Origin of the sequence: Comamonas squillarum (assembly GCF_025309455.1) — a bacterium.
In the GTDB taxonomy this organism is placed as follows: Bacteria; Pseudomonadota; Gammaproteobacteria; order Burkholderiales; family Burkholderiaceae_C; genus Comamonas; species Comamonas squillarum.
On record NZ_CP104377.1, the window covers coordinates 3170568 to 3195045 of the forward strand.

Annotated in this window: 34 protein-coding genes and 1 riboswitch; of the genes, 7 read left to right on the top strand and 27 right to left on the bottom strand. The window is 60.5% G+C overall.

Annotated features, from left to right (window positions below; translation table 11 throughout):
• Nucleotides 1–74: 74 nt before the first annotated feature.
• Nucleotides 75–300, bottom strand: a riboswitch (cobalamin riboswitch).
• Between the two features lie 46 nt (nt 301–346).
• Nucleotides 347–895 (top strand): GNAT family N-acetyltransferase, encoded by a 549-nt coding sequence (locus N4T19_RS14690; RefSeq protein WP_116926862.1) that lies wholly within the window; start codon nt 347–349, stop codon nt 893–895.
• 51 nt (nt 896–946) lie between these two features.
• On the opposite strand, the gene N4T19_RS14695 is transcribed toward N4T19_RS14690, so the two are convergent.
• From N4T19_RS14695 to N4T19_RS14735, 9 genes are all read right to left on the bottom strand, one after another.
• Complete coding sequence (locus N4T19_RS14695; protein ID WP_021025621.1) at nt 947–1363, bottom strand: F0F1 ATP synthase subunit epsilon; 417 nt, start codon at nt 1361–1363, stop codon at nt 947–949.
• A 71-nt stretch (nt 1364–1434) separates the two neighbouring features.
• Nucleotides 1435–2838: a F0F1 ATP synthase subunit beta gene (gene atpD, locus N4T19_RS14700; RefSeq protein WP_116926833.1), complete on the bottom strand. Its 1404-nt coding sequence runs from the start codon at nt 2836–2838 to the stop codon at nt 1435–1437.
• 34 nt (nt 2839–2872) lie between these two features.
• Nucleotides 2873–3745, bottom strand: a complete 873-nt coding sequence (gene atpG / locus N4T19_RS14705) for a F0F1 ATP synthase subunit gamma (RefSeq protein WP_021025619.1) — start codon at nt 3743–3745, stop codon at nt 2873–2875.
• Between the two features lie 18 nt (nt 3746–3763).
• On the bottom strand, nt 3764–5323 hold the full coding sequence (atpA, locus tag N4T19_RS14710; protein ID WP_116926832.1) for a F0F1 ATP synthase subunit alpha: 1560 nt from the start codon (nt 5321–5323) through the stop codon (nt 3764–3766).
• A 42-nt stretch (nt 5324–5365) separates the two neighbouring features.
• Nucleotides 5366–5914: a F0F1 ATP synthase subunit delta gene (locus N4T19_RS14715; protein ID WP_116926831.1), complete on the bottom strand. Its 549-nt coding sequence runs from the start codon at nt 5912–5914 to the stop codon at nt 5366–5368.
• Nucleotides 5915–5926: 12 nt separating this feature from the next.
• A complete protein-coding gene (locus N4T19_RS14720) occupies nt 5927–6397 on the bottom strand; it encodes a F0F1 ATP synthase subunit B (protein WP_021025616.1) in 471 nt (156 codons plus the stop codon).
• A 35-nt stretch (nt 6398–6432) separates the two neighbouring features.
• On the bottom strand, nt 6433–6681 hold the full coding sequence (atpE, locus tag N4T19_RS14725; RefSeq protein ID WP_021025615.1) for a F0F1 ATP synthase subunit C: 249 nt from the start codon (nt 6679–6681) through the stop codon (nt 6433–6435).
• A gap of 52 nt (nt 6682–6733) precedes the next feature.
• Nucleotides 6734–7597 carry a F0F1 ATP synthase subunit A gene (gene atpB / locus N4T19_RS14730; RefSeq protein WP_021025614.1) on the bottom strand — a complete coding sequence of 288 codons (864 nt, stop codon included), beginning with the start codon at nt 7595–7597 and terminating at the stop codon, nt 6734–6736.
• A 20-nt stretch (nt 7598–7617) separates the two neighbouring features.
• A complete protein-coding gene (locus N4T19_RS14735) occupies nt 7618–8091 on the bottom strand; it encodes an ATP synthase subunit I (RefSeq protein ID WP_021025613.1) in 474 nt (157 codons plus the stop codon).
• Between the two features lie 219 nt (nt 8092–8310).
• Between N4T19_RS14735 and N4T19_RS14740 the strand changes: the two genes are divergently transcribed.
• From N4T19_RS14740 to lipA, 3 genes are all read left to right on the top strand, one after another.
• Nucleotides 8311–8622 carry a YbeD family protein gene (locus tag N4T19_RS14740; protein ID WP_116926830.1) on the top strand — a complete coding sequence of 104 codons (312 nt, stop codon included), beginning with the start codon at nt 8311–8313 and terminating at the stop codon, nt 8620–8622.
• A 57-nt stretch (nt 8623–8679) separates the two neighbouring features.
• Entirely contained in the window at nt 8680–9384 is a 705-nt protein-coding gene (lipB, locus tag N4T19_RS14745) for a lipoyl(octanoyl) transferase LipB (RefSeq protein ID WP_116926829.1), read from the top strand.
• A 141-nt stretch (nt 9385–9525) separates the two neighbouring features.
• The gene (gene lipA, locus N4T19_RS14750; protein WP_116926861.1) at nt 9526–10506 is read left to right on the top strand and encodes a lipoyl synthase; all 981 of its coding nucleotides are present in this window, start codon (nt 9526–9528) and stop codon (nt 10504–10506) included.
• Between the two features lie 78 nt (nt 10507–10584).
• Here lipA and N4T19_RS14755 read toward each other — a convergent pair whose 3' ends face one another.
• A complete protein-coding gene (locus N4T19_RS14755; RefSeq protein ID WP_116926860.1) occupies nt 10585–11175 on the bottom strand; it encodes a cysteine hydrolase family protein in 591 nt (196 codons plus the stop codon).
• A gap of 134 nt (nt 11176–11309) precedes the next feature.
• Between N4T19_RS14755 and N4T19_RS14760 the strand changes: the two genes are divergently transcribed.
• On the top strand, nt 11310–12302 hold the full coding sequence (locus tag N4T19_RS14760) for a GlxA family transcriptional regulator (protein WP_260718433.1): 993 nt from the start codon (nt 11310–11312) through the stop codon (nt 12300–12302).
• Between the two features lie 14 nt (nt 12303–12316).
• On the opposite strand, the gene ptsP is transcribed toward N4T19_RS14760, so the two are convergent.
• The 4 genes from ptsP to N4T19_RS14780 form a co-directional block, all read right to left on the bottom strand.
• The gene (ptsP, locus tag N4T19_RS14765; protein WP_116926827.1) at nt 12317–14077 is read right to left on the bottom strand and encodes a phosphoenolpyruvate--protein phosphotransferase; all 1761 of its coding nucleotides are present in this window, start codon (nt 14075–14077) and stop codon (nt 12317–12319) included.
• 239 nt (nt 14078–14316) lie between these two features.
• A complete protein-coding gene (locus tag N4T19_RS14770) occupies nt 14317–14586 on the bottom strand; it encodes an HPr family phosphocarrier protein (RefSeq protein WP_116926826.1) in 270 nt (89 codons plus the stop codon).
• Complete coding sequence (locus N4T19_RS14775) at nt 14555–15004, bottom strand: PTS sugar transporter subunit IIA (RefSeq protein ID WP_116926825.1); 450 nt, start codon at nt 15002–15004, stop codon at nt 14555–14557. The genes N4T19_RS14770 and N4T19_RS14775 overlap by 32 nt, the downstream gene beginning before the upstream one ends.
• Before the next feature lie 158 nt (nt 15005–15162).
• A complete protein-coding gene (locus N4T19_RS14780) occupies nt 15163–15708 on the bottom strand; it encodes a hypothetical protein (protein ID WP_116926824.1) in 546 nt (181 codons plus the stop codon).
• 136 nt (nt 15709–15844) lie between these two features.
• On the opposite strand from N4T19_RS14780, the gene N4T19_RS14785 reads away from it, so the two are divergent.
• Together N4T19_RS14785 and N4T19_RS14790 are read left to right on the top strand one after the other, a co-directional pair.
• Complete coding sequence (locus N4T19_RS14785; RefSeq protein WP_116926823.1) at nt 15845–16357, top strand: TlpA family protein disulfide reductase; 513 nt, start codon at nt 15845–15847, stop codon at nt 16355–16357.
• A gap of 109 nt (nt 16358–16466) precedes the next feature.
• On the top strand, nt 16467–16961 hold the full coding sequence (locus N4T19_RS14790; RefSeq protein WP_116926822.1) for a GNAT family N-acetyltransferase: 495 nt from the start codon (nt 16467–16469) through the stop codon (nt 16959–16961).
• 127 nt (nt 16962–17088) lie between these two features.
• Here N4T19_RS14790 and N4T19_RS14795 read toward each other — a convergent pair whose 3' ends face one another.
• The 13 genes from N4T19_RS14795 to tuf all read right to left on the bottom strand — a co-directional run bounded on the left by N4T19_RS14795 (nt 17089) and on the right by tuf (nt 24362).
• Complete coding sequence (locus tag N4T19_RS14795) at nt 17089–17598, bottom strand: peroxiredoxin (protein ID WP_116926821.1); 510 nt, start codon at nt 17596–17598, stop codon at nt 17089–17091.
• Nucleotides 17599–17726: 128 nt separating this feature from the next.
• On the bottom strand, nt 17727–17996 hold the full coding sequence (rpsQ, locus tag N4T19_RS14800; protein WP_021025601.1) for a 30S ribosomal protein S17: 270 nt from the start codon (nt 17994–17996) through the stop codon (nt 17727–17729).
• An 11-nt stretch (nt 17997–18007) separates the two neighbouring features.
• Complete coding sequence (gene rpmC / locus N4T19_RS14805; RefSeq protein ID WP_021025600.1) at nt 18008–18205, bottom strand: 50S ribosomal protein L29; 198 nt, start codon at nt 18203–18205, stop codon at nt 18008–18010.
• Nucleotides 18206–18222: 17 nt separating this feature from the next.
• Nucleotides 18223–18639, bottom strand: a complete 417-nt coding sequence (gene rplP, locus N4T19_RS14810; RefSeq protein ID WP_021025599.1) for a 50S ribosomal protein L16 — start codon at nt 18637–18639, stop codon at nt 18223–18225.
• A gap of 2 nt (nt 18640–18641) precedes the next feature.
• Complete coding sequence (gene rpsC, locus N4T19_RS14815) at nt 18642–19505, bottom strand: 30S ribosomal protein S3 (protein WP_021025598.1); 864 nt, start codon at nt 19503–19505, stop codon at nt 18642–18644.
• Between the two features lie 16 nt (nt 19506–19521).
• Nucleotides 19522–19854 (bottom strand): 50S ribosomal protein L22, encoded by a 333-nt coding sequence (gene rplV / locus N4T19_RS14820; RefSeq protein ID WP_021025597.1) that lies wholly within the window; start codon nt 19852–19854, stop codon nt 19522–19524.
• A 10-nt stretch (nt 19855–19864) separates the two neighbouring features.
• Nucleotides 19865–20140: a 30S ribosomal protein S19 gene (gene rpsS, locus N4T19_RS14825; RefSeq protein ID WP_027010580.1), complete on the bottom strand. Its 276-nt coding sequence runs from the start codon at nt 20138–20140 to the stop codon at nt 19865–19867.
• Between the two features lie 10 nt (nt 20141–20150).
• Nucleotides 20151–20975 carry a 50S ribosomal protein L2 gene (gene rplB, locus N4T19_RS14830; RefSeq protein WP_021025595.1) on the bottom strand — a complete coding sequence of 275 codons (825 nt, stop codon included), beginning with the start codon at nt 20973–20975 and terminating at the stop codon, nt 20151–20153.
• Nucleotides 20976–20977: 2 nt separating this feature from the next.
• Nucleotides 20978–21313: a 50S ribosomal protein L23 gene (gene rplW, locus N4T19_RS14835; RefSeq protein WP_021025594.1), complete on the bottom strand. Its 336-nt coding sequence runs from the start codon at nt 21311–21313 to the stop codon at nt 20978–20980.
• The gene (rplD, locus tag N4T19_RS14840; RefSeq protein ID WP_021025593.1) at nt 21310–21930 is read right to left on the bottom strand and encodes a 50S ribosomal protein L4; all 621 of its coding nucleotides are present in this window, start codon (nt 21928–21930) and stop codon (nt 21310–21312) included. The genes rplW and rplD overlap by 4 nt, the downstream gene beginning before the upstream one ends.
• On the bottom strand, nt 21930–22601 hold the full coding sequence (rplC, locus tag N4T19_RS14845) for a 50S ribosomal protein L3 (protein ID WP_021025592.1): 672 nt from the start codon (nt 22599–22601) through the stop codon (nt 21930–21932). The genes rplD and rplC overlap by 1 nt, the downstream gene beginning before the upstream one ends.
• Before the next feature lie 233 nt (nt 22602–22834).
• Nucleotides 22835–23146, bottom strand: coding sequence for a 30S ribosomal protein S10 (gene rpsJ, locus N4T19_RS14850; protein WP_021025591.1), 312 nt, complete (start codon nt 23144–23146; stop codon nt 22835–22837).
• 25 nt (nt 23147–23171) lie between these two features.
• Nucleotides 23172–24362: an elongation factor Tu gene (tuf, locus tag N4T19_RS14855; protein ID WP_116926819.1), complete on the bottom strand. Its 1191-nt coding sequence runs from the start codon at nt 24360–24362 to the stop codon at nt 23172–23174.
• Between the last annotated feature and the right edge of the window lie 116 nt (nt 24363–24478).

A 24478-nucleotide genomic window follows, 5' to 3' on the forward strand; every position in this document is an offset into this window, starting at 1 on the left:
CGATGTTCGCCTTGCAGCGCGCAAACCGGTGGCATGCCTGTTTCTCTGTGCAAACCAGGGGCTTGCCAGTGGGTTGTGAATGCATGACCTTGGCAGGTCTCCTGACTGGCCGGTCTGCGCAGACCATCGCCTTCCCGAACCGCAGTTCAGTGGCGCATGGATGGCCTGCTCGTGGCCTACAGTTGCGGGGGCAGTTCCGTTTGGGGGCGCTGGCTGCCGGCTCGCGCTCCCTGGATTCCCTCATGCCCCGGCACCCTGCCGTGCGCATGTTCTTGCGAAACCAAAGTGGCTGTACTGTAGCCGATTTACAGGGCCTGCATGCTAAGCTGCAGGCCGTTTGATGGCCATGAACCACCCACCCACTACACCCAGCGCATACGGCATCCGCCGCGTTGAACATCTCGCGCCGGTGGCGGCCTTTTTGCAGGCGGCGCGCCAGACCATGTTTGGCGATCGGGTCGATACCAACACGCCGCAGGCCGACCTGCGCGACTTTGCCTCGGTCTACGCATCGCCCGGCGGCTGCATGCTGGCGGCCTGGCAGGGCGACAGCGTCATCGGCAGCATTGCCTACCGCGCCTATGACGGGCGCTTTGCCCATCTGACCGTGCCCAGTGCAGGCACCGCCGAGGTGGTGCGCTTGTATGTGGACCCGGCCTGGCGCCGGCAAGGCCTGGCTGGCGTGCTGTTCGCGCAGCTGCGTCAGCGGGCGCTGCAGCAGGGTGTGCAGCGGCTCTACCTGCACACGCATCCTTTTTTGCCAGGCGCGCAAACCTTCTGGCAGCGCCAGGGTTTTATCACCCTGCACCAGGATGCCGACCCGCTGTGGCAAACCATCCATATGCAGCAGGTGCTGCAGACGGGGCCTGCTCCGACGCATCCGGTACGGGCGTAAAAAAACCACCGCATGCGGTGGTTTTCCTGTGGCAGTTGCGCAAACAGCGGATCAGCGCTTCTTGCGGTATTTTTGCAGGGCGGCAATCTGGGCGGCCATGACGGACAGCTCGGATTGGGCCTTGGCCAGGTCAAGCTCGCCCTTGGCGTTCTTGAGGGCTTCTTCAGCCTTTTGCTTGGCTTCAACCGCTTTTTGCTCGTCCAGGTCCTTGCCGCGCACAGCGGTGTCGGACAGCACGGTCACGCAGTCGGGTTGCACTTCGAGAATGCCACCAGCCACGAAGATGAACTCTTCGCCGCCGTCGGCCTTCTCAATGCGCACCGAACCCGGCTTGATGCGGGTGATCAACGGCGTGTGGCGGGCGTAGATACCGAGTTCGCCCATTTCACCAGGCAAAGCCACAAAGCGGGCTTCGCCGGAGAAGATGGATTCTTCAGCACTGACCACATCAACGTGGAAGGTGTTCATCTTTGATCCTCAGAGTGAAAAAGAAACTAGTTTGCGAGCAGGGCTGCGTGCGGCAGCCCGTTCTGCAAAGCTTAGATCTTCTTCGCCTTCTCGATGGCTTCGTCGATCGTGCCAACCATGTAGAAGGCTTGCTCGGGCAGGTGGTCGCACTCGCCGTTGACGATCATCTTGAAGCCGCGGATGGTTTCCGACAGCGGCACGTACTTGCCTGGAGCGCCCGTGAACACTTCAGCAACGTGGAAAGGCTGCGACAGGAAACGCTGGATCTTGCGAGCGCGGGCCACGACGAGCTTGTCTTCGGGAGCGAGTTCGTCCATACCCAGAATCGCAATGATGTCGCGCAGTTCGGTGTAGCGCTGCAGGGTACCCTGCACTTGGCGGGCGACCGAGTAGTGCTCTTCACCGACCACTTGGGGGTCCAGCTGGCGGCTGGTCGACGCCAAGGGGTCCACCGCAGGGTAGATACCCAGCGAAGCAATGTCACGCGACAGCGCCACGGTGGAGTCCAAGTGGGCGAAGGTCGTTGCTGGCGATGGATCGGTGTAATCGTCCGCTGGCACGTACACGGCCTGGATCGAGGTGATCGAACCCACCTTGGTCGAGGTGATACGCTCTTGCAGACGGCCCATTTCTTCGGCCAGCGTAGGCTGGTAGCCCACGGCCGAAGGCATACGGCCCAGCAGTGCGGACACTTCGGTACCGGCCAGCGTGTAGCGGTAGATGTTGTCCACGAAGAACAGCACGTCCTTGCCTTCGTCACGGAACGCTTCTGCCATGGTCAGGCCGGTCAGCGCCACGCGCAGACGGTTTCCTGGTGGCTCGTTCATCTGGCCGTACACCATGGCAACCTTCGAGTCGTTGAGCGACTCCTGGTTCACCACACCGGCGTCCGACATTTCGTGGTAGAAGTCGTTACCTTCACGGGTACGCTCACCCACGCCGGCGAACACGGACAGACCGCTGTGCGCCTTGGCGATGTTGTTGATGAGCTCCATCATGTTCACGGTCTTGCCCACACCGGCACCACCGAACAGACCGACCTTACCGCCCTTGGCGAACGGGCACACCAGGTCAATCACCTTGATGCCGGTTTCCAGCAGTTCCTGTGCAGGGGCCAGCTCGTCATAAGCGGGCGCCTTGCGGTGGATGGAAGCGGTCAAGGTCTGGTCCACAGGACCGCGTTCGTCGATGGGGTTACCCAGCACGTCCATGATGCGGCCAAGGGTTGCCTTGCCCACGGGCACGGTGATCGCCTTGCCGGTGTTGGTGACCATCAGGCCACGCTTGATACCGTCCGACGAGCCCAGCGCAATGGTACGCACCACGCCGTCGCCCAGCTGCTGCTGCACTTCCAGCGTCAGGGCAGTGCCTTCGAGCTTCAGTGCGTCATACACGTTAGGCACGCTGCCGTGGGGGAACTCAACGTCCACCACCGCACCGATACATTGAACAATCTTGCCTTGTACTTGAGCCATTTGTTGCTCCAATATTGATTTCAGTCGAGCTGTATTACACAGCCGCGGCGCCTGCGACGATTTCCGACAACTCGGTCGTAATCGCAGCCTGACGCGTCTTGTTGTAGATCAGCTTCAACTCGTTGATGACGTTGCCGGCGTTGTCGGTAGCGGCCTTCATGGCCACCATGCGCGCAGACTGCTCGGAAGCCATGTTGTCTGCAACGGCCGAATAGATCAGCGATTCCGCATAACGCACGAGCAGCTCGTCGATCACACTTTGCGCATCGGGCTCGTAGATGTAGTCCCAGCCGTGGGATGCAGCCGGTGCCGAGCCCTGGATCGCTTCTTGCGACAGGGGCAGCAACTGCTCCACAACCGAGTCCTGCTTCATCGTATTGATGAACTTGGTGTAGCACAAATAGACCGCGCTCAGCTTGCCCTCAGCGTACTGGTCGAGCAAAACCTTGGCCGGGCCGATCAGCGCATCCAGATGCGGCGTATCGCCCAAGGCGGTAGCGTTGGCCACCACCTTGACACCCACGCGCGTCAGAAAGCCCAGACCCTTGCTGCCAATGGCCACGGCTTCCGTGCTGACACCCGCAGATTGCAGTTCCTTGAGCTTGTTCGTCACGGCACGCAGCACATTGGTGTTCATGCCGCCGCACAGGCCCTTGTCAGTCGTCACCACGATCACGCCCACCTTCTTGACGTCATTCGACACCATGAAGGGGTGGACATATTCGGGGTTTGCCTGGCTCAGGTGAGCTGCAATTGCGCGAATCTTCTCGCTGTATGGACGGGCTGCCTGCATCCGCTCCTGCGCCTTGCGCATTTTGGATGCGGCAACCATTTCCATGGCCTTGGTGATCTTCTTGGTGTTTTCCACCGATTTGATCTTGCCGCGTATTTCCTTGCCTGCTGCCATGATGACTCCTCGACCGGATTAAGCGAAGGACTTCTTGAATGCAGTGATCGCTGCAGTCAGTTCAGCTTCGTCCTTGCCTTCCTTGTCGAAAGCCTTCTTCTCGTTCAGACGGTCCACCAAGGCGCCGTAGCTGGTCTTGAGGAACTGGTGCAGACCCGATTCAAAAGGCAGGACCTTCTTGACTTCGATGTCGTCCATGAAACCCTTGTTCACGGCAAACAGCGAAGCGGCCATCAGAGCGACGGGCAGAGGGCTGTACTGGGCTTGCTTGAGCAGCTCGGTCACGCGGGCACCGCGGTCGAGTTGCTTGCGGGTTGCATCGTCCAGGTCAGAAGCGAACTGCGCGAAAGCAGCCAGTTCACGGTACTGCGCCAGGTCGGTACGGATACCGCCGGACAGGCCCTTGATCAGCTTGGTCTGAGCGGAACCACCCACGCGGGACACCGAGATACCGGCGTTGATAGCGGGACGGATACCGGCGTTGAACAGGCTGGTTTCCAGGAAGATCTGGCCGTCGGTGATCGAGATCACGTTGGTAGGCACGAAGGCCGACACGTCACCGGCTTGGGTTTCGATGATGGGCAGAGCCGTCAGCGAACCCGTCTTACCCTTGACTTCACCCTTGGTGAAGGCTTCCACGTAGTCCGCGTTCACGCGGGCTGCGCGCTCGAGCAGGCGGCTGTGGAGATAGAACACGTCGCCAGGGAACGCTTCGCGGCCTGGTGGACGGCGCAGCAGCAGCGACACTTGGCGGTAAGCCACGGCTTGCTTGGACAGGTCGTCATACACGATCAGGGCGTCTTGGCCACGGTCGCGGAAGTACTCACCCATCGTGCAACCCGAGTAGGCCGACACGTACTGCATGGCAGCGGATTCAGAAGCGGTAGCGGCCACGACGATGGTGTATTCCATCGCGCCAGCTTGCTCCAGCGCACGCACAACGTTCTTGACCGACGAAGCCTTCTGACCAATGGCCACGTACACGCAGGTAACGCCTTGGCCCTTTTGGTTGATGATGGCGTCGATCGCGACAGCGGTCTTACCGGTCTGGCGGTCACCAATGATCAGCTCGCGCTGGCCACGGCCCACGGGCACCATCGCGTCGATGGACTTGATACCCGATTGCAGGGGCTGGTCCACAGATTGACGGGCGATAACACCAGGCGCAACCTTTTCGATCACGTCGGTCATCTTGGCGTTGATAGGACCCTTGCCGTCGATAGGCTGGCCCAGGGCGTTCACCACGCGACCGACCAGTTCCGGGCCCACGGGCACTTCCAGAATACGGCCGGTGCACTTGACGATGTCGCCTTCCGAGATGTGGGTGTATTCACCCAAGATCACGGCGCCAACAGAGTCACGCTCCAGGTTCAGAGCCAGACCGAAGGAAGGTTGACCATCGGCGGTGGCTGGGAATTCCAGCATTTCGCCGGCCATCACATCGGACAGGCCGTGCACGCGCACGATACCGTCGGTCACCGACACCACCGTACCTTGGTTACGGATATCGGAATTGCCTGACAGACCCTCAATGCGGCTCTTGATCAGTTCAGAAATTTCTGCGGGATTGAGTTGCATTACTCACTCCTTTTCATGGTTTAGCCGAATCCTCGAACTGCTTTAAGCAGTGAGGGTTGCTTTCATTTGTTCCAGACGGGCCTTGACCGAGGTGTCAAGCACCTCGTCACCCACCACAACGCGAACGCCGCCAATCAGCGACTCGTCCACGGTGGTGCTCAGATTCAGTGGGCGGCCAAAGCGTTTTTCCAGCACGGTGCCCAGCGCATTCAATGCGGAGTCATCCATGGGGAAGGCGCTGTACACCAGCGCATCGGACGAACCGTTGTTACGGTTCACCAGCGCGCGAAATTGCGAGGCCACTTCAGGCAGCGCATCCAGACGGCGGTTTTCCACCACCGTGCGCAGGAAGTTGCGCGCCAGGTCTGACAAGGCCCAACCGCGTGCCAGCGTCACACCGGCCATCACATCGATCACCTGTTCGTTGGTGACGTTGGGATTGTCGGCCAGCAGGCGCATTTCCGGATCGGCGGCAATCGCCGCCAGTTCGTCCGTCCAAGACAGGGCATCGTTCAGGCCAACACTCTTTTCAGTGCAGGCCTTGAACAAGGCTTCAGCGTAAGGACGGGCAATGGTGGCGAGTTCTGCCATTTCGTTGCTTCCTTACAGCTCAGTCTTCAGGCGATTGAGCAAATCACTGTGTACCGCAGGATTGACTTCCTTGCGGAGAATCTGCTCAGCACCCTTGACAGCCAAAGCAGCAACTTGCTCGCGCAGCGATTCGCGCGCCTGGATCACTTGCTGCTCGGCATCTGCACGAGCGGCGGCAATGATCTTGTTGCCTTCTTCGGTAGCACGGGCCTTGGCCTCTTCTACGATTGCTTGGGCACGACGGTCTGCGTCCGCGATACGCGACGCTGTCTCATTGCGGGTTGCGGAAAGTTCTTCCTCAACGCGCTTGTTCACAGCTGTCAACTCGGACTTTGCCTTATCGGCAGCAGCAAGACCATCGGCGATTTTCTTTGCTCGCTCATCCAACGCCTTGGCAATAGGTGGCCACACGAATTTCATCGTGAAGAGCACCAGAATCAAGAAGACAATGGCCTGAACGAACAGGGTCGCGTTAATACTCACGGCAACACCTTTCTATCTACGGCGTTGATCGGAGCTTAGGCCAGTTGGAACGGGTTGGCGAAAGCGAACAGCAGAGCGATAGCAACACCGATCAGGAATGCAGCGTCGATCAGACCAGCCAAGATGAACATCTTGGTTTGCAGTTCGTTGATCAGCTCAGGCTGACGTGCCGACGATTCCAGGAACTTGCCGCCCATCAGAGCAATACCGATCGAAGCGCCAATAGCGCCCAGACCAACAATCAGACCACAAGCCAGAGCGACGAGACCGAGAACGTTTTCCATGATGACTCCTGAGAAAAAAAAGAAAGGTTAAGAGAAAAAGGAAAGGGAACAGTTAGTGAGCTTCATGTGCCTGGCCGAGGTAAATCAGCGTCAGCATCATGAAAATGAAGGCCTGCAGAGTAATCACCAGAATGTGGAAGATCGCCCAGATCGTGCCTGCAATGATGTGCCCCACGGGGAGCAACACACCAGAGAGCGACATAGCGGCTGCGCCACCCATCAGGGCAATCAGCATGAACACCAACTCACCAGCGTACATGTTGCCGAACAGTCGCATACCGTGCGACACCGTCTTGGCAACGTATTCAATAATCTGCATCAGCAGGTTGACGATGCCGAGAATCACGGCAAAGACAGGATTCTTGCTGGTACCAAAAGGTGCGGACACCAGTTCGTGCGCCCAGCCGCCCAGACCCTTGATCTTGACGCTGTAGTACAGGCACAGGATCAGCACGGCCGTCGACAGACCCAGGGTGGTCGACAGATCGGCGGTAGGCACGACACGCAGATAGGCGTGGTGGTCACCGGTAGCGCCTTGCCACAGCAGGGGCAGCAGGTCGACCGGCAGCATGTCCATCGCGTTCATCAGGAAAATCCAGACGAAGACGGTGAGCGCCAGAGGAGCGATGAACTTGCGCGATTGGGCGTTGTGGATATTGGCCTTGGCCTGGTTATCCACCATCTCGACCAGCATCTCGACTGCTGCCTGGAAACGACCAGGCACGCCGGAGGTGGCCGTGCGCGCGGCCAGCCACATCACAAAGATGCCCAGCACGCCCAGGATCACGCTCACTGAGATCGAATCAAGGTTGACCACCGAGAAATCGATGATCGACTTTTGCTTGATATTCTGAAGATGCTGCAAGTGGTGAACGATGTATTCACTTGCAGTGGGTGCATTCGCTTCTGCGGCCATCGGACAACTCTTCTTCTCAATTACAAAATTTTTGCAGATCTGGTCAGCAGCCAAAGCGCCAACCAGTACGTCTTCATCACTACAACCAGACCCAACACCAGCGCCAACCAGTTGAGTCCCGGCACCACCAGGGGCGCCAGCAGTAGCAGCACCACGGTCAGCACCAATTTTGCGATCTCCAAACCAAAGAACCGGACCATCGCAAGATTCTCTTGCCCAGCCCCCAGATGCAGCCGCAATCCACGTGCAAAAAAGGCAGCAGGAATCACCACCGCCGCCGCACCGTATGCCACCGACCACATCCATCCGGCCCGCTGCGTCACCAGACCCACCAACACGGTGAGCACCACCCCGACAACCAGCTGCCACTTCACCACACGCACCACCGATACCGGCGGATGGCGCTGGCGCCACTCTGCTGCTTCTTGAGCAGTCAGGGGCTTGAAGTCCGATTCTTCGGCCACATGTTCTTCTTGTGGAGCATTTGTTGTCATAGTGTTGGCTCCCGGGCAGAACAACCTAGCCAAAGCCTGCGATTATAAGGATAAACCCGTTGCAAACGGGAAGCGTTTTGTTGCGCGTCTGTTTTTTTGCGGCACACAAGCCCCCATCCAGCCCCTTTTGACGTCAGCTGCATCCGACAAATTCCACACCATGAAGATGGCTTATCGACTGATGGCACATCACTTGCAAGCTTCTGTTTTAATAGCAAAATGAGCACCAACACACCTGCTGCAGACCCCAGCGATTCCGGCACCGATCCTCGCAAAGATTCCCTGATCGAATACCCCTCAGACTTTCCGATTAAAGTGATGGGGCTCAACCAGGACGGCTTTGTCCACGCGGTCACCGCCATCGCCAAGGAACACGACCCTTTCTTCGACGCCAGCAAGGTAGAGCTGCGCCCCAGCAGCGGCGACAAGTACCTGGGTGTCACCATCACCGTGACGGCCACCAGCCGCGAACAGCTCGACAACCTCTACCGGGCGCTCACCTCCAGCCCCCTGGTCAAGGTCGTACTGTAAGCGCACCTTGTTGTCACCTTTGTGAACCTTGCCGGCCCGTTGCGGCCGCTTTTCGCCATGCAGACCCGCTTTCTTGGCCAGGCCGATTACGAGACCACGCTGCACGCCATGCAGCAATTCACTGCGCAGCGCACGCCGCAAACGCCCGATGAGCTGTGGATGTGTGAGCATGCGGCCACTTTCACCCAGGGCATTGCGGGCCTGCCCAGCCATCTGTTGCATACAGGCGACATTCCAGTGGTACAAACCAACCGGGGCGGCCAGGTCACCTACCATGGCCCGGGGCAAGTGGTCGCTTACCCGCTGATCGATCTGCAGCGTGCCGGCTACTTCGTCAAAGAATATGTGTTCCGCATTGAAGAGGCGGTGATCCGCACCCTCGCCTCGCTGGGCGTTACCGGCCACCGCGTGGCGGGGGCCCCCGGCATCTATGTGCGCCTCGATGACCCCTTCTCCCACGCGATGCTGGCCCAGCGCCCGGTGCAGCGCGATGGCACCAGCCCCGCACCCGAGCCGGTGTTTGACGGCCTGGGCAAGATTGCCGCGCTGGGCATCAAGATCACCCGCCACTGCAGCTACCATGGTGTGGCCCTGAATGTAAAGATGGACCTGGAACCCTACCACCGCATCAACCCTTGCGGCTATGCCGGGCTGCAAACCGTCGATCTTTCTACAATTGGGGTTAACGCCGACTGGGAGGACGTGGCCAAGACCTTGGCGCGCGAGCTGTCCTCCCGCTTGGCGACTGCCGGTTCTGCATAAGCGGGTGCCGCAGCGCACGCCCTGGTCCCCACCAAGGGGCGGCGCAGCAGCCTCGGGCCGTTCTTGCTCAGAGCCTACGGCCCCAGCGGGTTTGTGCGTGCATCTCGCACAGAACGCGGTGAAACAACTAAAGTGAGCATCATGAGCACCAATGAAGTCGTGCGCGAAGCACAGTCCGCTGCCACCTACAACCCGCTGGCCAAGCAAAAGGCGGCCGCCAAACTGGCGCGCATCCCCGTCAAGGTCCAGCAAGCCGAGGTGCTGAAAAAGCCCGATTGGATCCGCGTCAAGGCCGGCAGCCCCACGACCCGTTTCTACGAGATCAAGGACATCCTGCGCCAGAACAACCTGCACACCGTCTGCGAAGAGGCCAGCTGCCCCAACATCGGCGAGTGCTTTGGCAAGGGCACGGCGACCTTCATGATCATGGGCGACAAGTGCACGCGCCGCTGCCCGTTCTGCGACGTGGGCCATGGCCGCCCCGACCCGCTCGATCTGAACGAGCCGCTGAACCTGGCGCGCACCATTGCCGCACTGCGCCTCAAGTATGTGGTGATCACCAGCGTCGACCGCGATGACCTGCGCGACGGCGGCTCGGGCCACTTTGTCGAGTGCATCAAGAACATCCGCGAGCTCTCGCCCACGACCCAGATCGAGATCCTGGTGCCGGACTTCCGCGGCCGCGATGACCGCGCGCTGGAAATCCTCAAGGCTGCCCCACCCGATGTGATGAACCACAACCTGGAAACCGCACCGCGCCTGTACAAGGAAGCGCGCCCCGGCTCCGACTACCAGTTCAGCCTGAACCTGCTCAAGAAGTTCAAGGACCTGCATCCGAGCGTGCCGACCAAGAGCGGCATCATGGTCGGCCTGGGCGAGACGGATGAGGAAATCCTGCAGGTGATGCGCGACATGCGCGCCCACAACATCGACATGCTGACCATCGGCCAGTACCTGGCTCCCTCGAACAGCCACCTGCCGGTGCGCCGCTATGTGCACCCCGACACCTTCAAGATGTTTGAAGAAGAGGCCTACAAGATGGGCTTCACCCATGCCGCCGTGGGCGCGATGGTGCGCTCGAGCTACCACGCCGACCAGCAGGCACACGCGGCTGGCGTGTAAACGCGCGGTGTTCATCACAGCAAAAGGCTGCCTACCGGGCAGCCTTTTTGCGTTGGGGCTCGCGCCAGAGTCGCAGTCTTAACCCAGCGCCGCGCTGCTGCCCACCACCACCGCATACAGGTCGCCGATGGTGGCCATCGCGCTTTGGTGCAGTTGCACGGCAGAGACCGAACCGGCAGCCGACTGCAGCGCGCGGGTGGCACAGGCATTGGCAACGACGGTGGCGCGCTTGCCGCGCAGGAAGGCGCCTTCGGCGGTGAAGGTGACGCACATATGGCTCATGAAACCGATGATCACCAGCTGCGCGTTGCCGGCAGCATCGACGTGCTCGGCCAGATCGGTGTTGTGGAAGGAATTGGGAGCGGTCTTGACGACGACCGGCTCCCCGGCCTGCGGCGCCACGCTGGCATGGATCTGGCCGATCTCGGCGCGGATGTCATACGGCGAGCCCGCGCCGCCATCATGCATCACATGGATCACCTTGGCGCCGACCGCGCGGGCCTGGGCCAGCAGGCGGGATGCGGCGTCCAGCGCGGCCTCCCAGCCTTCGAGCGCCATCACGCCCTGGGTGTAGGTGTTCTGGTAGTCGACCAGAATCAGGGTCGACTGGGCCAGGACCGCGGGCTTGGCGTCAAGTTGGTTGAGTTCGCGTAAAGTGCTGGTATGCATGGTGGTGGCCTGGTGTAGAGGGTTGACCGCCACCGGCAGTGGTGGCGGCATGGATGCATCTTAGGGACAGCCCCCGCTTCGGACAATGCCGTCTTTGCCGCAGAAACCGACACCCGCCTTGAACGAAAGAACGCATGCCGCACCCTGAACGCCTGATGGTGATCGTGTTGTTTGACCGGGTTGACCTGCTCGACATCAGCGGCCCGCCCGAGGTATTTGCATTGCTGCAGCGCGAGATGGAAGCGCCCTGCGGCTACCAGGTGCTGCTGGCTGCAGAGTCACTGGACCCGGTCACCACCGCTGCAGGCGTGCGCGTGCTGCCCGACATACGCCTGGATAGCCTGCAGCACCAGGCCATTGATACCTTGATCGTGCCGGGCTCGGTCGACACCGATGCCAAGGGCCGCGTGCAGGCGCTGGCCGATCCGGCTGTCGTCCAATGGGTGCAGACGTTGGCGGGACAGTCCCGGCGCGTGGCCTCGGTCTGTGTCGGCGCCCATATTCTGGCCGCCGCCGGCCTGCTCGACGGCAGGGAGGCCACAACGCACTGGTCCACGGCCGCGCAGCTGGCCCAGGACCATCCCGGCATCCGCGTCGATGCCGACCGCATCTACATCCAGCAGGGCCACATCTGGACCGGTGCGGGCCTGACCACCTGCCTGGACCTGGCGCTGGCCTTGGTGGCCGAGGATTTTGGCAACACCTTGGCGATGCGCGTGGCGCGCCAGCTGGTGATGTTCTTGAAACGCCCCGGCGGGCAGAGCCAGTTCAGCGTGATGCTCGAGCCGCTGTCGAGCACGCGCCGCATGGACAAGCTGCGCCAGTACATCGCCGAGCACCTGGGCCAGCCGCTGTCGATGCCCGACCTGGCCGAGCAGATGCATGTGAGCGACCGGCAGCTGGCCCGTATCTTCAAGACCGAGCTGGGCATGACACCGGCCGCCTACCTGGAAGCTGCGCGGGTGGAGGCAGCCCGCCAGCAGCTCGAGGCCACCGATGCCCCGCTGGAGCGGGTGGCCCAGACCTGCGGCTTCAACACCACCGACACGCTGCAGCGCGCGTTTCGCCGCCAGCTGGGCACGACACCGGGCCAGTACCGCAGCCGCTTTCGCACGCCGGCGGAGTAATCCCTGCGAAGGCCTTAGCTCTCCAACAGATCGGCCGGATTCTCGGCATCGACGACCTGCTGGGCCCAGCCCACCAGGCGCCGCGTATCGGCCCGCAGCACCTGCTGCTTGATGGCCAGGATCTGCGCGGGCTGCATCGAAAAGCTGCGCAGCCCCAGGCCCAGCAGCAAGCGGGTCATCGCGGTATCGCCGGCCATTTCGCCGCAGACGCAGACATCCTTGCCGGCGGCGTTGGCCGCCTGGATGACCTCGGCCACCAGGCGCAGCACGGCGGGGTGGAAGGGGTCGTAGAGCTGCGACACCGCCTCATCGGCCCGGTCGATCGCCAGCGTGTACTGGATCAGATCGTTGGTGCCGATCGAGAGGAAATCGAAGTACTTCAAAAAGGTGCGCACCGTCAGTGCTGCGGCCGGTATCTCGATCATCGCGCCCAGCTTGACCAGGCCCTGGGGCACATTGCGCTCGCGCAGCTCCTGCGAGGCTTGCTCGACCAGCGCCAGGGTCTGCTTGATCTCGCTGACATGGGCGAGCATTGGAAACAGCAATTGCACCGGGCCGTGCGCTGCGGCGCGCAAGATGGCGCGCAGCTGGGTGCGGAACATGTCCGGGTCGGCCAGGCTGAAGCGGATGGCGCGCAAGCCCAGCGCCGGGTTGAGGTAGTAGTCCTTGGGCTGGGCCTTGTCCAGCGGCTTGTCGGCGCCCACGTCGAGTGTGCGAATCGTCACCGGCATGCCCTGCATGCCCTCGAGCGCTTCGCGGTAGGCGCGGTACTGCTCTTCTTCATCGGGCACCTTGCCGCTCCGCCCCATGAAGAGAAATTCGGTGCGGAACAGCCCCACGCCCACGGCACCCGCTTTAACTGCGGCCGGGCCATCGCCGGGTTGCTCGATATTGGCCAGCAGCTCGATGCGCTCGCCATCGATGGTGATGGAGGGCGTATCGCGCAGGCGCGAGAGGCGCTCGCGCTCCAGGCGCATCTGGCGCTGCTTGAAGCGGTACTCCTCCAGCAGGATCGGCGAGGGATCGACAATCACCTCCCCGGCATCGCCGTCGATGATGACCCAGTCATCGGCGCGGATGAGCTGGCTGGCCGTGCGTGCGCCCACCACGGCCGGAATATCCATGCTGCGCGCGACGATGGCGGTGTGGCTGGTCTTGCCGCCCACGGCCGTGACGAACCCGGAAAACACGCTTTGCTTGAACTGCAGCATGTCGGCCGGCGAGAGGTCATTGGCGATCAGCACCATCGGCGCATCGCGCTCATCGGCCACCCAGTCGTGCTGCCCCTCCTGCACGCCCAGCGGCGTGCTGACGGGCGCCGCCACCGGGCTGGAGACGCCACGCATATGGCGCAGCACGCGCTCGACCACCTGCTCGAGATCGCCTTTGCGCTCACGCAGGTACTCGTCGTCCATCTCGTCAAACTGGCGGCACAGCAGCTCCAGCTGCGCGGTCAGCGCCCATTCGGCGTTGTAGAGGCGCTCGCTGATCAGCTGGCGCACGCCCGAGGACAGCATGTCGTCCTGCACCAGCATCAGGTGCACATCCAGGAGCGGCTCGAGCTCCTGCGGGGCATCGACCCCCAGGTCGCCGCGCAGGCGCTGCAGCTCTTCGATCACTGCCAGCCGCCCTTTGCGCACACGCTCGATCTCGCGCGCCACCTGGTCGGGCTCGATCAGGTAATGGGTCACCTCCAGGTGGCTGGACGCCGCCATGACGGCCCGGCCAATGGCAATCCCCCGGGCCACTGCAATTCCATGGATGGCAAATGTCATGCGGATCTTCCTCTTCGCTGGCGCGCTCGTTGCGCCAAGCTGATTTATACGCCTGTCTCAGAAGACTGTACAAGCACGGGGGCTGGTAAAGCGCAGGGAAAGGCGGGCGTTCAGGTAAAGAGCGGCGCATGCCAGTGCCAGCTGGGCAACCTGCCAGCACCGACAGGCAGCGGCGTGCCTGGAAGGTCGTGGCCGGTGCGAAAAGCGAGCCCGCGCCGCTGCAGACGCCAGGCTGCGCCTTATTCGCCTTCGCCGAATTTGTCGTTGATGAGGGCCAGCAAGGCATCCATGGCCTGCTGCTCATCGGCGCCATCGGTCTCGATGGTCACCTCGGTGCCGATGCCGGCGGCCAGCATCATCACGCCCATGATGCTTTTGGCATTGACGCGGCGCTCGCCCCGCGTGATCCAAACCTCGCAGGCAAAACTGCCGGCCAGCTTGGTGAGTTTGGCAGACGCACGGGCATGCAGGCCCAGTTTATTGCTGATGGTGACTGCGGTCTTGATCATGTGCTCGGATATTTTGGTTCTGTGGCGTGTTCTGCGTCACCTGCATAATGCCCTGGCTGCCCCCTGCAATCGCCCGGGCCACGAGGCTGTCCAGCGCTTCTTGGCGATAGCACAGCGCGCGCAGCAGCATCGGCAGGTTGACACCGGCCACCAGCCTTGTAGATGCGCGGCGCTTGGCCAGCTCCTGGGCAATATTATGCGGGGTCGCGCCAAACACGTCGCTCAGCACCAGCACGGGGCCGCTGTGGCTGTGGTCGAGCATGGCCCGCGCCTCCTGCAGGCAGGCCACCGGATCGGCGCTGGCAGGCACATCCAGCGCCATCAGGTGCTCTCCGCTGTCGGGGAACACATGCGCGGCGCATTGCGCCAGCGCCTGGGCCAGCGGTGCATGGGCGATCAACAATATCCGGTTGCTCATCAAATCAAAAACCCAGAAGTTCTGTGAATGGGCATGCAGCAGGCGGCAATCCCGGCCCTGCTGTACCCTGCACCAGTGTAGCGATTTTGCGGCACTGCAACATTGGTAGTGTTGCTTAGCCAAGCGCCCGGGCTGGCCCGTGGCCAATCCGGCGACTCCTAACGCAGCTGCAGACCTTGGACAAAGCTCTGCAGCGCCTCAGCGGCCAAAGGCTCAGCGGACAGCACCAGGGCCTGGTACACGCGCACCTGCGGCCCTTCGGCGCGCGCAAACCAGCGTGCATTCGCATACACGGTGCGCCCCTGGTCATTGCGGCCCTGCCACTGCAGCTGGCGTGCCTGGGGCAGCGCCAAGGTACCGGGCAGTACAAAGGTCTCGCCGGGCAGCGGCTGCCAGGCATCGGCGATCTGCAGCTGCTGGTGCAGTGCCTTTTGCCAGTCAACCATCACCGAGGCCGCATCCTGCGGCTGCGCCAGGGCCACATGGGCCAGTGCATAGGTCGCCCCGTCGGCCTTGCAGCCTACCATCGACACGGCCAAGGTCTGCGTGCCCCAGGCCAGCTCACGCACCGCACGGTCAGGCTTGCAGGGCAGCATCAGGTCCAGCGGTGCATCGGCCAGGCGCACCACGCGCCAGTTCAGCGCCGGGCTGCAGGCGGCCAGCAGCATGGCAGTGGTGAGGATCAGGCGGCGGGCCAGGGGCATCCGGCCATTATGGGCACGGCACTGTGATGGTCAAGCCGTGCGCGCAGGTATGGCCAGCTTACTGCGCCCGTCAGCAACACTGGTCGCATAATGACCACAGCGCCGAACTTTCGGCACCGCCTTGACTCCGAGCACCATGTCCCGAAAAACCTCCACCACCGTCCTCACCACGCTGGCCATCGCTGCGGCGATTGGCATTGGTGCCTTTGTCTACCAGGGCACGGGGCAGGCGGCCGCGCCCGAGAGCCGGTTTGTGCTGCTCAACGGCAGCACGCAGACGACGGCCGACATGAAGGGCAAGGTCACCCTGGTGAACTTCTGGGCCACCAGCTGCACCACCTGCGTAGCGGAAATGCCCGAGATCATCAAGACCTACGACAAGTACAAGGACCGTGGCTACGACACCATGGCAGTGGCCATGCACTACGACCCGCCCAGCTATGTCGTCAACTTTGCAGAGTCGCGCAAGCTGCCTTTCAAGGTCGCGATCGACAACACCGGCCAGATTGCCAAGGACTGGGGCGACATCCAACTCACCCCGACCACCTTTGTCGTGAACAAGCAGGGCCAGGTGGTCAAGCGCTATGTGGGCGCGCCCAATTTTGAGGAGCTGCACAAGCTGATCGACAAGCTGCTCGCAGAGACCTGAACCTTTGCAGCACCCCCCCAAGAAAACCGCCCTTGATAGGCGGTTTTTCAATGGCGCCTGCGATGGCGCGGGCGCTACACTGCACATTCCTTGACTAAGCGCCGCCGCTGTGGACCGACCTGAGATAACGTTCCTGCACCCCACCACACCGGAAGAGCTCGCCGTGACCCGCGAGATCTTTCGGGAATATGCCCAGTCACTGGATATTGATCTGGGTTTCCAGGGTTTTGAGGAAGAGCTGGCCGAGCTGCCCGGCGAATATGGCGACCCACGCGGCGACCTGGTGCTGGCGCTGGTGGAAGGCTCGGTCGCCGGCTGCTGCGCGCTGCGGCCCATGGACGACGTGGACTACAGCAACGCCTGCGAGATGAAGCGCCTCTATGTGCGCAAGGCCTTCCGGGGCTTTGGCCTGGGCCGCCAGCTGGTGGACTACACCATGGCCAGCGCGATCCGCCTGGGATATGACTGCATCCTGCTCGACACGTTGGACAGCATGGAGTCGGCCCGCGCGCTCTATGCCGATTTTGGCTTTGAAGAGATTCCGCCCTACTACCACAACCCCGTCGCCGGTACGCACTACCTCAAGGCCGACGTCCATCCCTGACCGCTGCGCTAGGAACAGCGCACTGCAGATACCGCTGCCAGCCACAAAAAAGCACGCCTAGGCGTGCTTTGTGCATTCCGGCCAGGCCCTGCAACGCCTTGCAGCGCAGCAGCAGCCCGATGTGGCCTTAGGCCTGCTTGGCTTGGGCCAGGATGGTGTCGGCATCGCTGACCGTGAACTGGCCAGGGGCTTCCACGTTCAGCTGCACCACCTTGCCATCCTTGACCAGCATGGAGTAGCGGTTGCTGCGCAGGCCCAGGCCCTTGCCGTTGAGGTCCAGCGTCAGGCCGGTGGCCTTGGCAAAGGCGGCATCGCCGTCACCAATCATGCGCACCTTGCCTTCGGTGTGCTGGTCCTTGCCCCAAGCGCCCATCACAAAGGCGTCATTGACGGACAGGCACCAGATTTCATCCACACCGGCGGCCTTGAAGGCGTCTGCCTTTTCCACGTAGCCAGGCAGGTGCTTGGCCGAGCAGGTCGGCGTGAAAGCGCCGGGCACCGCAAACAAAGCGATGGTCTTGCCAGCCGCTTCCTTGCTCACATCAAAGGCATTGGGGCCCAGGCTGCAGCCATTGCCTTCGACCGCCACAAACTCGCTCAGGGTTGCAGAGGGAAGCGAATCGCCAACTTTGATCATGGTGTACTCCTTGTAAATTGCCCATCAGGCAGTGATCCCGCCGGCCGGAGGGCCAAAACGGGCATAAAAAAACGACCCACAGATTGTGGGTCGTTTTTGAAGTTACGTTGGTGCAAGTCGCAAAAGACTTAAACCAAAGCAGCCTTTTGCACCAAGCGGGTAGCAACCCAGTTCTTGGTCTTGGAGAGCGGACGGCTCTCGGTGATCTCGATCGTATCGCCGGTGTTGTACTCGCCCTTTTCGTCGTGGGCGTGGTACTTGCTGGACTTGATCATGATCTTGTCGTAGATGGGGTGCTTCACGCGACGTTCTACCAGAACGGTCACGGTCTTTTCACGCTTATCGCTGACCACCTTGCCAATCAAGGTGCGCTTGAGGGATTTTTTAGCTTCCGTCATGTCGGCTCCTATTACTTGGCGGCTTGCTTTTCAGCAAGAATGGTCTTGGCACGTGCCACATCGCGGCGGGTAGCCTTGATGGTAGCGGTGTTGCCCAGTTGTTGCGTTGCCTTTTGCATGCGCAGACCAAAGTGAGCCTTTTGCAAGGACTTGATCTCGGCTTCCAGGCCAGCAACGTCTTTTTGGCGCAGTTCAGCAGCTTTCGTCATATCGATTTCTCCTGAATTTAAGCGCCAAGCTGACGGGTAACGAACGTGGTGCGCAGCGGCAGCTTGGCAGCAGCCAGGCGGAACGCTTCGCGGGCCAGTTCTTCGGGCACGCCAACGATTTCGAACACCATCTTACCGGGCTGAATTTCAGCCACGTAGTACTCTGGGTTGCCCTTACCGTTACCCATACGGACTTCGGCTGGCTTGGTCGAGATTGGCTTGTCAGGGAACACGCGGATCCAGATACGGCCACCACGCTTGACGTGACGGGAGATTGCACGACGTGCAGCCTCGATCTGGCGGGCCGTCAGGCGGCCACGGTCCGTGCATTTCAGGCCGAAATCACCGAACGCTACCGTGTTACCACGGGTTGCGATACCAGTGTTGCGACCCTTTTGCTCCTTGCGGTATTTGCGGCGAGCAGGTTGCAGCATAGTTATTCTCCTTTACCGTCCGCTGCTGTAGCGGGCGCGTCAGTCTTGCGAACGCGCTTAACGGAATCAGCACCAGCGCCGGCGGGCTTGTCGCTGCCGTCTGCAGGAGCCGTGTTACCACCAGCGGGGCGACGAGGGCCACGCGATGGACGATCGCCATTGCGGTTGTCACGACGAGGACCACGTGGACGACGCTCTTCTTCAGGACGTGGCGTTTCTGCGGCTGGCAGATCGTTACGACCCAGAGTGTCACCCTTGTAGACCCACACCTTCACGCCGATCACACCGTAGGTGGTCTTGGCTTCGGAGGTGCCGTAATCGATGTCGGCGCGCAGGGTGTGCAGTGGCACACGACCTTCGCGGTACCACTCGGTACGTGCGATTTCGATACCGTTGAGACGGCCCGACGACATGATCTTGATACCTTGAGCGCCCAGACGCATCGCATTCTGCATCGCACGCTTCATGGCGCGACGGAACTGGATACGCTTTTCGAGCTGCTGGGTGATCGAGTCAGCGATCAGCTGGGCATCGATTTCAGGCTTGCGCACTTCTTCGATGTTCACAGCCACTGGCACGCCCAGGCGAGCAGCGAGTTCCTTCTTCAGGGCCTCGATGTCTTCACCCTTCTTGCCGATCACCACACCAGGACGCGCCGAGTAAATGGTGATGCGGGCGTTCTTGGCAGGACGCTCGATCAGAACGCGTGCCACGGCAGCGTTCTTCAGCTTCTCTTTCAGGTACTCACGAACCTTGATGTCTTCGGCCAGCATGCCGGCGAAATCACGGTTGCTTGCGTACCAGCGGCTAGACCAGTTACGGCTGACCGCCAGACGGAAGCCGGTAGGATGGATTTTTTGTCCCATGTTCTTCCTTTAGGCCTCAGTTACCCACGGTCACATAAATGTGGCAGGTAGGCTTGCTGATGCGGTTGCCGCGGCCCTTGGCGCGAGCGGTAAAACGCTTGAGCGTGGTGCCTTGCTCGACGAAGATGGTCTTGACCTTCAATTCGTCGATGTCAGCGCCGTCGTTGTGCTCAGCGTTGGCGATAGCGGACTCCAGAACCTTCTTGACGATCACGGCAGCTTTTTTCTGCGTGAATTCGAGAATGTTCAGAGCTTGGTCAACCTTCTTGCCGCGAATCAGATCCGCAACCAGACGGCCTTTGTCAACCGACAGGCGAACGCCGCGGAGGACTGCACGTGTTTCAGACATGGTCTACTCCTTATCGTTTCGCTTTTTTATCAGCGGGGTGACCCTTGAAGGTGCGCGTCAGGGCGAATTCGCCGAGCTTGTGGCCCACCATCTGGTCGGTTACATATACCGGTACGTGTTGCTTGCCGTTGTGCACGGCGATGGTCAGACCGATGAAATCGGGCAGAACCATGGAGCGACGCGACCAGGTCTTCACTGGTTTCTTGTCCTTGGTGGCGATGGCCTTTTCGACCTTTGCCAGCAAGTGATGGTCAACAAACGGACCCTTTTTAAGAGAACGAGTCATTTGCTACCCCTTACTTCTTACGGCGCGACACGATCATGGTCTGTGTGCGCTTGTTGTTACGGGTACGGTAGCCCTTCGTCAGATTGCCCCATGGGTCAACTGCGTGACGGCCTTCACCGGTCTTGCCTTCACCACCACCGTGTGGGTGATCGACAGGGTTCATCACCACACCGCGGACGGTAGGACGAATACCCATCCAACGCTTGACACCGGCCTTGCCCAGTTGGCGCAGGCTGTGTTCTTCGTTGGCGACTTCACCGATGGTTGCACGGCATTCGATATGGATCTTGCGAACTTCGCCCGAACGCATACGCACTTGGGCGTAAACGCCTTCGCGAGCCAGCAGGGTAGCCGAGGTACCAGCGGAACGGGCGATTTGTGCGCCAGCGCCGATCTTCAGCTCGATGCAGTGAATGGTCGAACCCACAGGGATGTTGCGGATCGGCAGGGTGTTACCCACGCGGATCGGTGCTTCAGAGCCACTGATGATGGTTGCGCCCACTTCCAGGTTACGCGGAGCGATCACATAACGACGCTCGCCGTCTGCGTAGCACACCAGAGCGATGTGAGCGGTACGGTTTGGATCGTATTCAATGCGTTCCACCTTGGCGGGGATGCCGTCCTTGGTGCGCTTGAAGTCCACCACACGGTAGTGGTGCTTGTGACCACCGCCCTTGTGACGGGTAGTGATGTGACCGTTGTTGTTGCGGCCTGCCTTTTGGAACTGAGGTTCCAGCAGAGGAGCGAAACCTTCGCCCTTGTGCAGATGGCCACGGGTCACCTTCACCACATGGCGTTGGCCGGGCGAAGTTGGTTTGAGCTTAATAACAGCCATGATTACGCAGCCTCCCCAGAGAGGTTCAGCTCTTGACCTGGCTTGAGCAGCACATAAGCCTTGCGCACGTTGTCGCGGCGGCCGATGGTCTTGCCAAAGCGCTTGGTCTTGCCCTTGGTGTTCACCACAGACACGCCCTTCACTTCGACCTTGAACAGCAGCTCAACAGCGGCCTTGATCTCGGGCTTGGTGGCGTTCTGCAGCACCTTGAATGTCACAGCGTTGGACTTTTCAGCAACCAGCGTGGCCTTTTCGGACACGATAGGAGCAACCAGCACTTGCATCAGACGACCTTCGTCGAACTTGCGTTCGGCGGGAGTAGGGTTCACACGGCTCATGCGAACATCTCCTTGAGTTTGTCGAGAGCGCCCTTGGTAACGAGCACTTTCTTGAATTGCACCAGCGACACTGGATCAGCGTAACGTGGCTCAACCACGAACACATTCTTCAGATTGCGCGAAGCGAGGTACAGGTTTTCGTCCACTTCGTCGGCGATCACCATCACCGAGTCCAGGTTCATGGACTTGAACTTGTCAGCCAGTACCTTGGTCTTGGGCGAATCAACCGTCAGCGAATCAACCACAGCCAGGCGGCCTTCACGGGCCAGCTGCGAGAAGATGGATGCCATACCGGCGCGGTACATCTTCTTGTTGATCTTCTGCGTGAAGTTTTCATCAGGCAGATTCGGGAAGATGCGACCGCCGCCACGCCACAGAGGCGAAGACGACATACCAGCACGTGCACGGCCAGTACCCTTTTGTTTGAAAGGCTTGGCGGTGGTGTGACGGACCTGTTCGCGGTCCTTTTGAGCGCGTGTGCCTTGACGGCCGTTGGCGCGGTAAGCAACGATGATCTGGTGAATCAGGTCTTCATTGAAATCGCGACCAAACACGGTCTCAGGAGCGTCCACTTGGGAGGCTGCCTTACCTTGTTCGTTCAGGAGTTCGAGCTTCATTAGTTCGCTCCTTTAGCGGCTGCCTTGACAGCAGGACGCACGGTCACGAAGCCATTCTTCGAACCGGGGATTGCGCCCTTGATCAGCAGCAGTTGACGGGCTTCGTCGATACGAACCACGTCGAGATTCTGGGTAGTCACGGTCTCATCGCCCATGTGACCGGTCATGCGCTTACCGGGGAACACGCGACCTGGGTCTTGTGCCATACCGATCGAGCCGGGAACATTGTGCGAACGGCTGTTACCGTGAGAAGCACGTTGCGACTTGAAGTTGTGACGCTTGATGGTACCGGCGTAGCCCTTACCGATCGAGGTACCTTGCACGTCGACCTTTTGGCCCACTGCGAAGATCTCGGTCACTGGCAAGGATGCACCTGCGGCGTACTTGCCGGCGGTGTCAGCTTCAACGCGGAATTCCTGGGTGATTTCACCAGCTTCCACGCCTGCCTTGGCCAGGTGGCCAGCGGCTGGCTTGGTCACGCGCGAAGCGCGGCGTTGACCAAAAGTGACCTGCAGGGCCACGTAGCCGTCGTTCTCTTGGGTTTTGACCTGGGTCACGCGGTTGTTAGACACATCCACCACGGTGACAGGCACTGCATCGCCGTCATCCGTGAACAGGCGCATCATGCCTACCTTACGGCCCAGCAACCCGAGGGAGTTGCTTTGACTCATTTGTTGCTCCAAAACTTCCGCCACCGAAACTGCAATTGGCTCGGTGTTGCCCCTGGGTTTGACGCCACAGGCACGAAAGAAGGTTAATAAAAACTTCGCCTCTTACCACCAAAATGCCAGGCACATTGGATGTATAGATCACGAAGCCATAAATTCTAACGCGAACTTCCCAAATAGGCAAGTTCGCGTTAGAAAGGACAAGCAGCCACACCGGCAGGTGTGGCTTTCAGGCCTTATTGCAGTTTGATTTCGACGTCCACGCCGGCAGCCAGGTCCAGCTTCATCAGCGCGTCAACGGTCTTGTCGGTAGGATCGACAATGTCCATCAGGCGTTGGTGGGTGCGGATTTCCAGCTGGTCACGCGAAGTCTTGTTCACGTGGGGCGAACGCAGAATGTCAAAACGCTTCATGCGGGTTGGCAGTGGCACTGGACCCTTGACAATCGCGCCGGTGCGCTTGGCGGTTTCAACGATTTCAGCAGCGGACTGGTCGATCAACTTGTAATCGAAAGCCTTCAGGCGGATGCGGATTTTTTGCTTGGACATGGTTAATTCCCAGTTGTGCTAAGAATTAAGCAATGATCTTGGCAACCACGCCAGCGCCCACGGTACGGCCGCCTTCGCGAATAGCGAAACGCAGACCTTCTTCCATAGCGATGGGGTTGATCAGCTTGACGGTGATCGACACGTTATCGCCAGGCATCACCATTTCCTTGTCAGCTGGCAGCTCGATGGCGCCGGTCACGTCCGTGGTACGGAAGTAGAACTGAGGACGGTAGTTGTTGAAGAAGGGGGTGTGGCGGCCGCCTTCGTCCTTGCTCAGCACATACACTTCAGCGGTGAAGTGAGTGTGTGGCTTGATCGAGTTAGGCTTGCACAGCACTTGGCCACGCTCCACGTCTTCACGCTTGGTGCCGCGCAGCAGCAGGCCAACGTTGTCACCAGCTTGACCTTGGTCCAGCAGCTTGCGGAACATTTCCACGCCGGTCACGGTGGTCTTGACGGTGTCCTTGATACCGACGATTTCGATTTCTTCGCCGACCTTGATGATACCGCGCTCGATACGGCCGGTCACCACGGTACCACGACCGGAGATGGAGAACACGTCTTCCACGGGCATCAGGAAAGCACCGTCCACAGCGCGCTCTGGCGTTGGGATGTAGGTGTCCAGCGCTTCAGCCAGACGCAGGATAGCGGGTTCACCCTTGTCGGATTGGTCGCCTTCCAGAGCCAGCTTAGCCGAGCCGCGGATGATGGGGGTGTCGTCACCTGGGAAATCGTACTTGTCCAGCAGTTCGCGGACTTCCATTTCCACCAGCTCCAGCAGCTCTTCGTCATCCACCATGTCGCACTTGTTCAGGAACACGATGATGTAAGGCACGCCCACCTGGCGAGCCAGCAGGATGTGTTCACGGGTCTGGGGCATGGGGCCGTCAGCAGCCGAGCACACCAGAATAGCGCCGTCCATCTGGGCAGCGCCGGTGATCATGTTCTTCACATAGTCGGCGTGACCTGGGCAGTCCACGTGAGCGTAGTGGCGGTTAGCCGTTTCGTACTCAACGTGTGCGGTATTGATGGTGATGCCGCGTGCCTTTTCTTCAGGAGCAGCGTCGATTTCGTCGTACTTCTTGGCTTCGCCGCCGAACTTGGCAGACAGCACGGTTGCGATAGCAGCCGTCAGCGTGGTCTTGCCGTGGTCCACGTGACCAATGGTGCCCACGTTGACGTGCGGCTTGGTCCGTTCGAATTTACCTTTTGCCATGAGAATTCTCCAAATAAAGAGCAAAACCTGTGTTGGGTTTAACGTCTACACCGAATTGCTGGGTCGCTTCGCACAGGAAACAAAGCGGCATCCGGTCGTAGACAAAAAAGCGATCC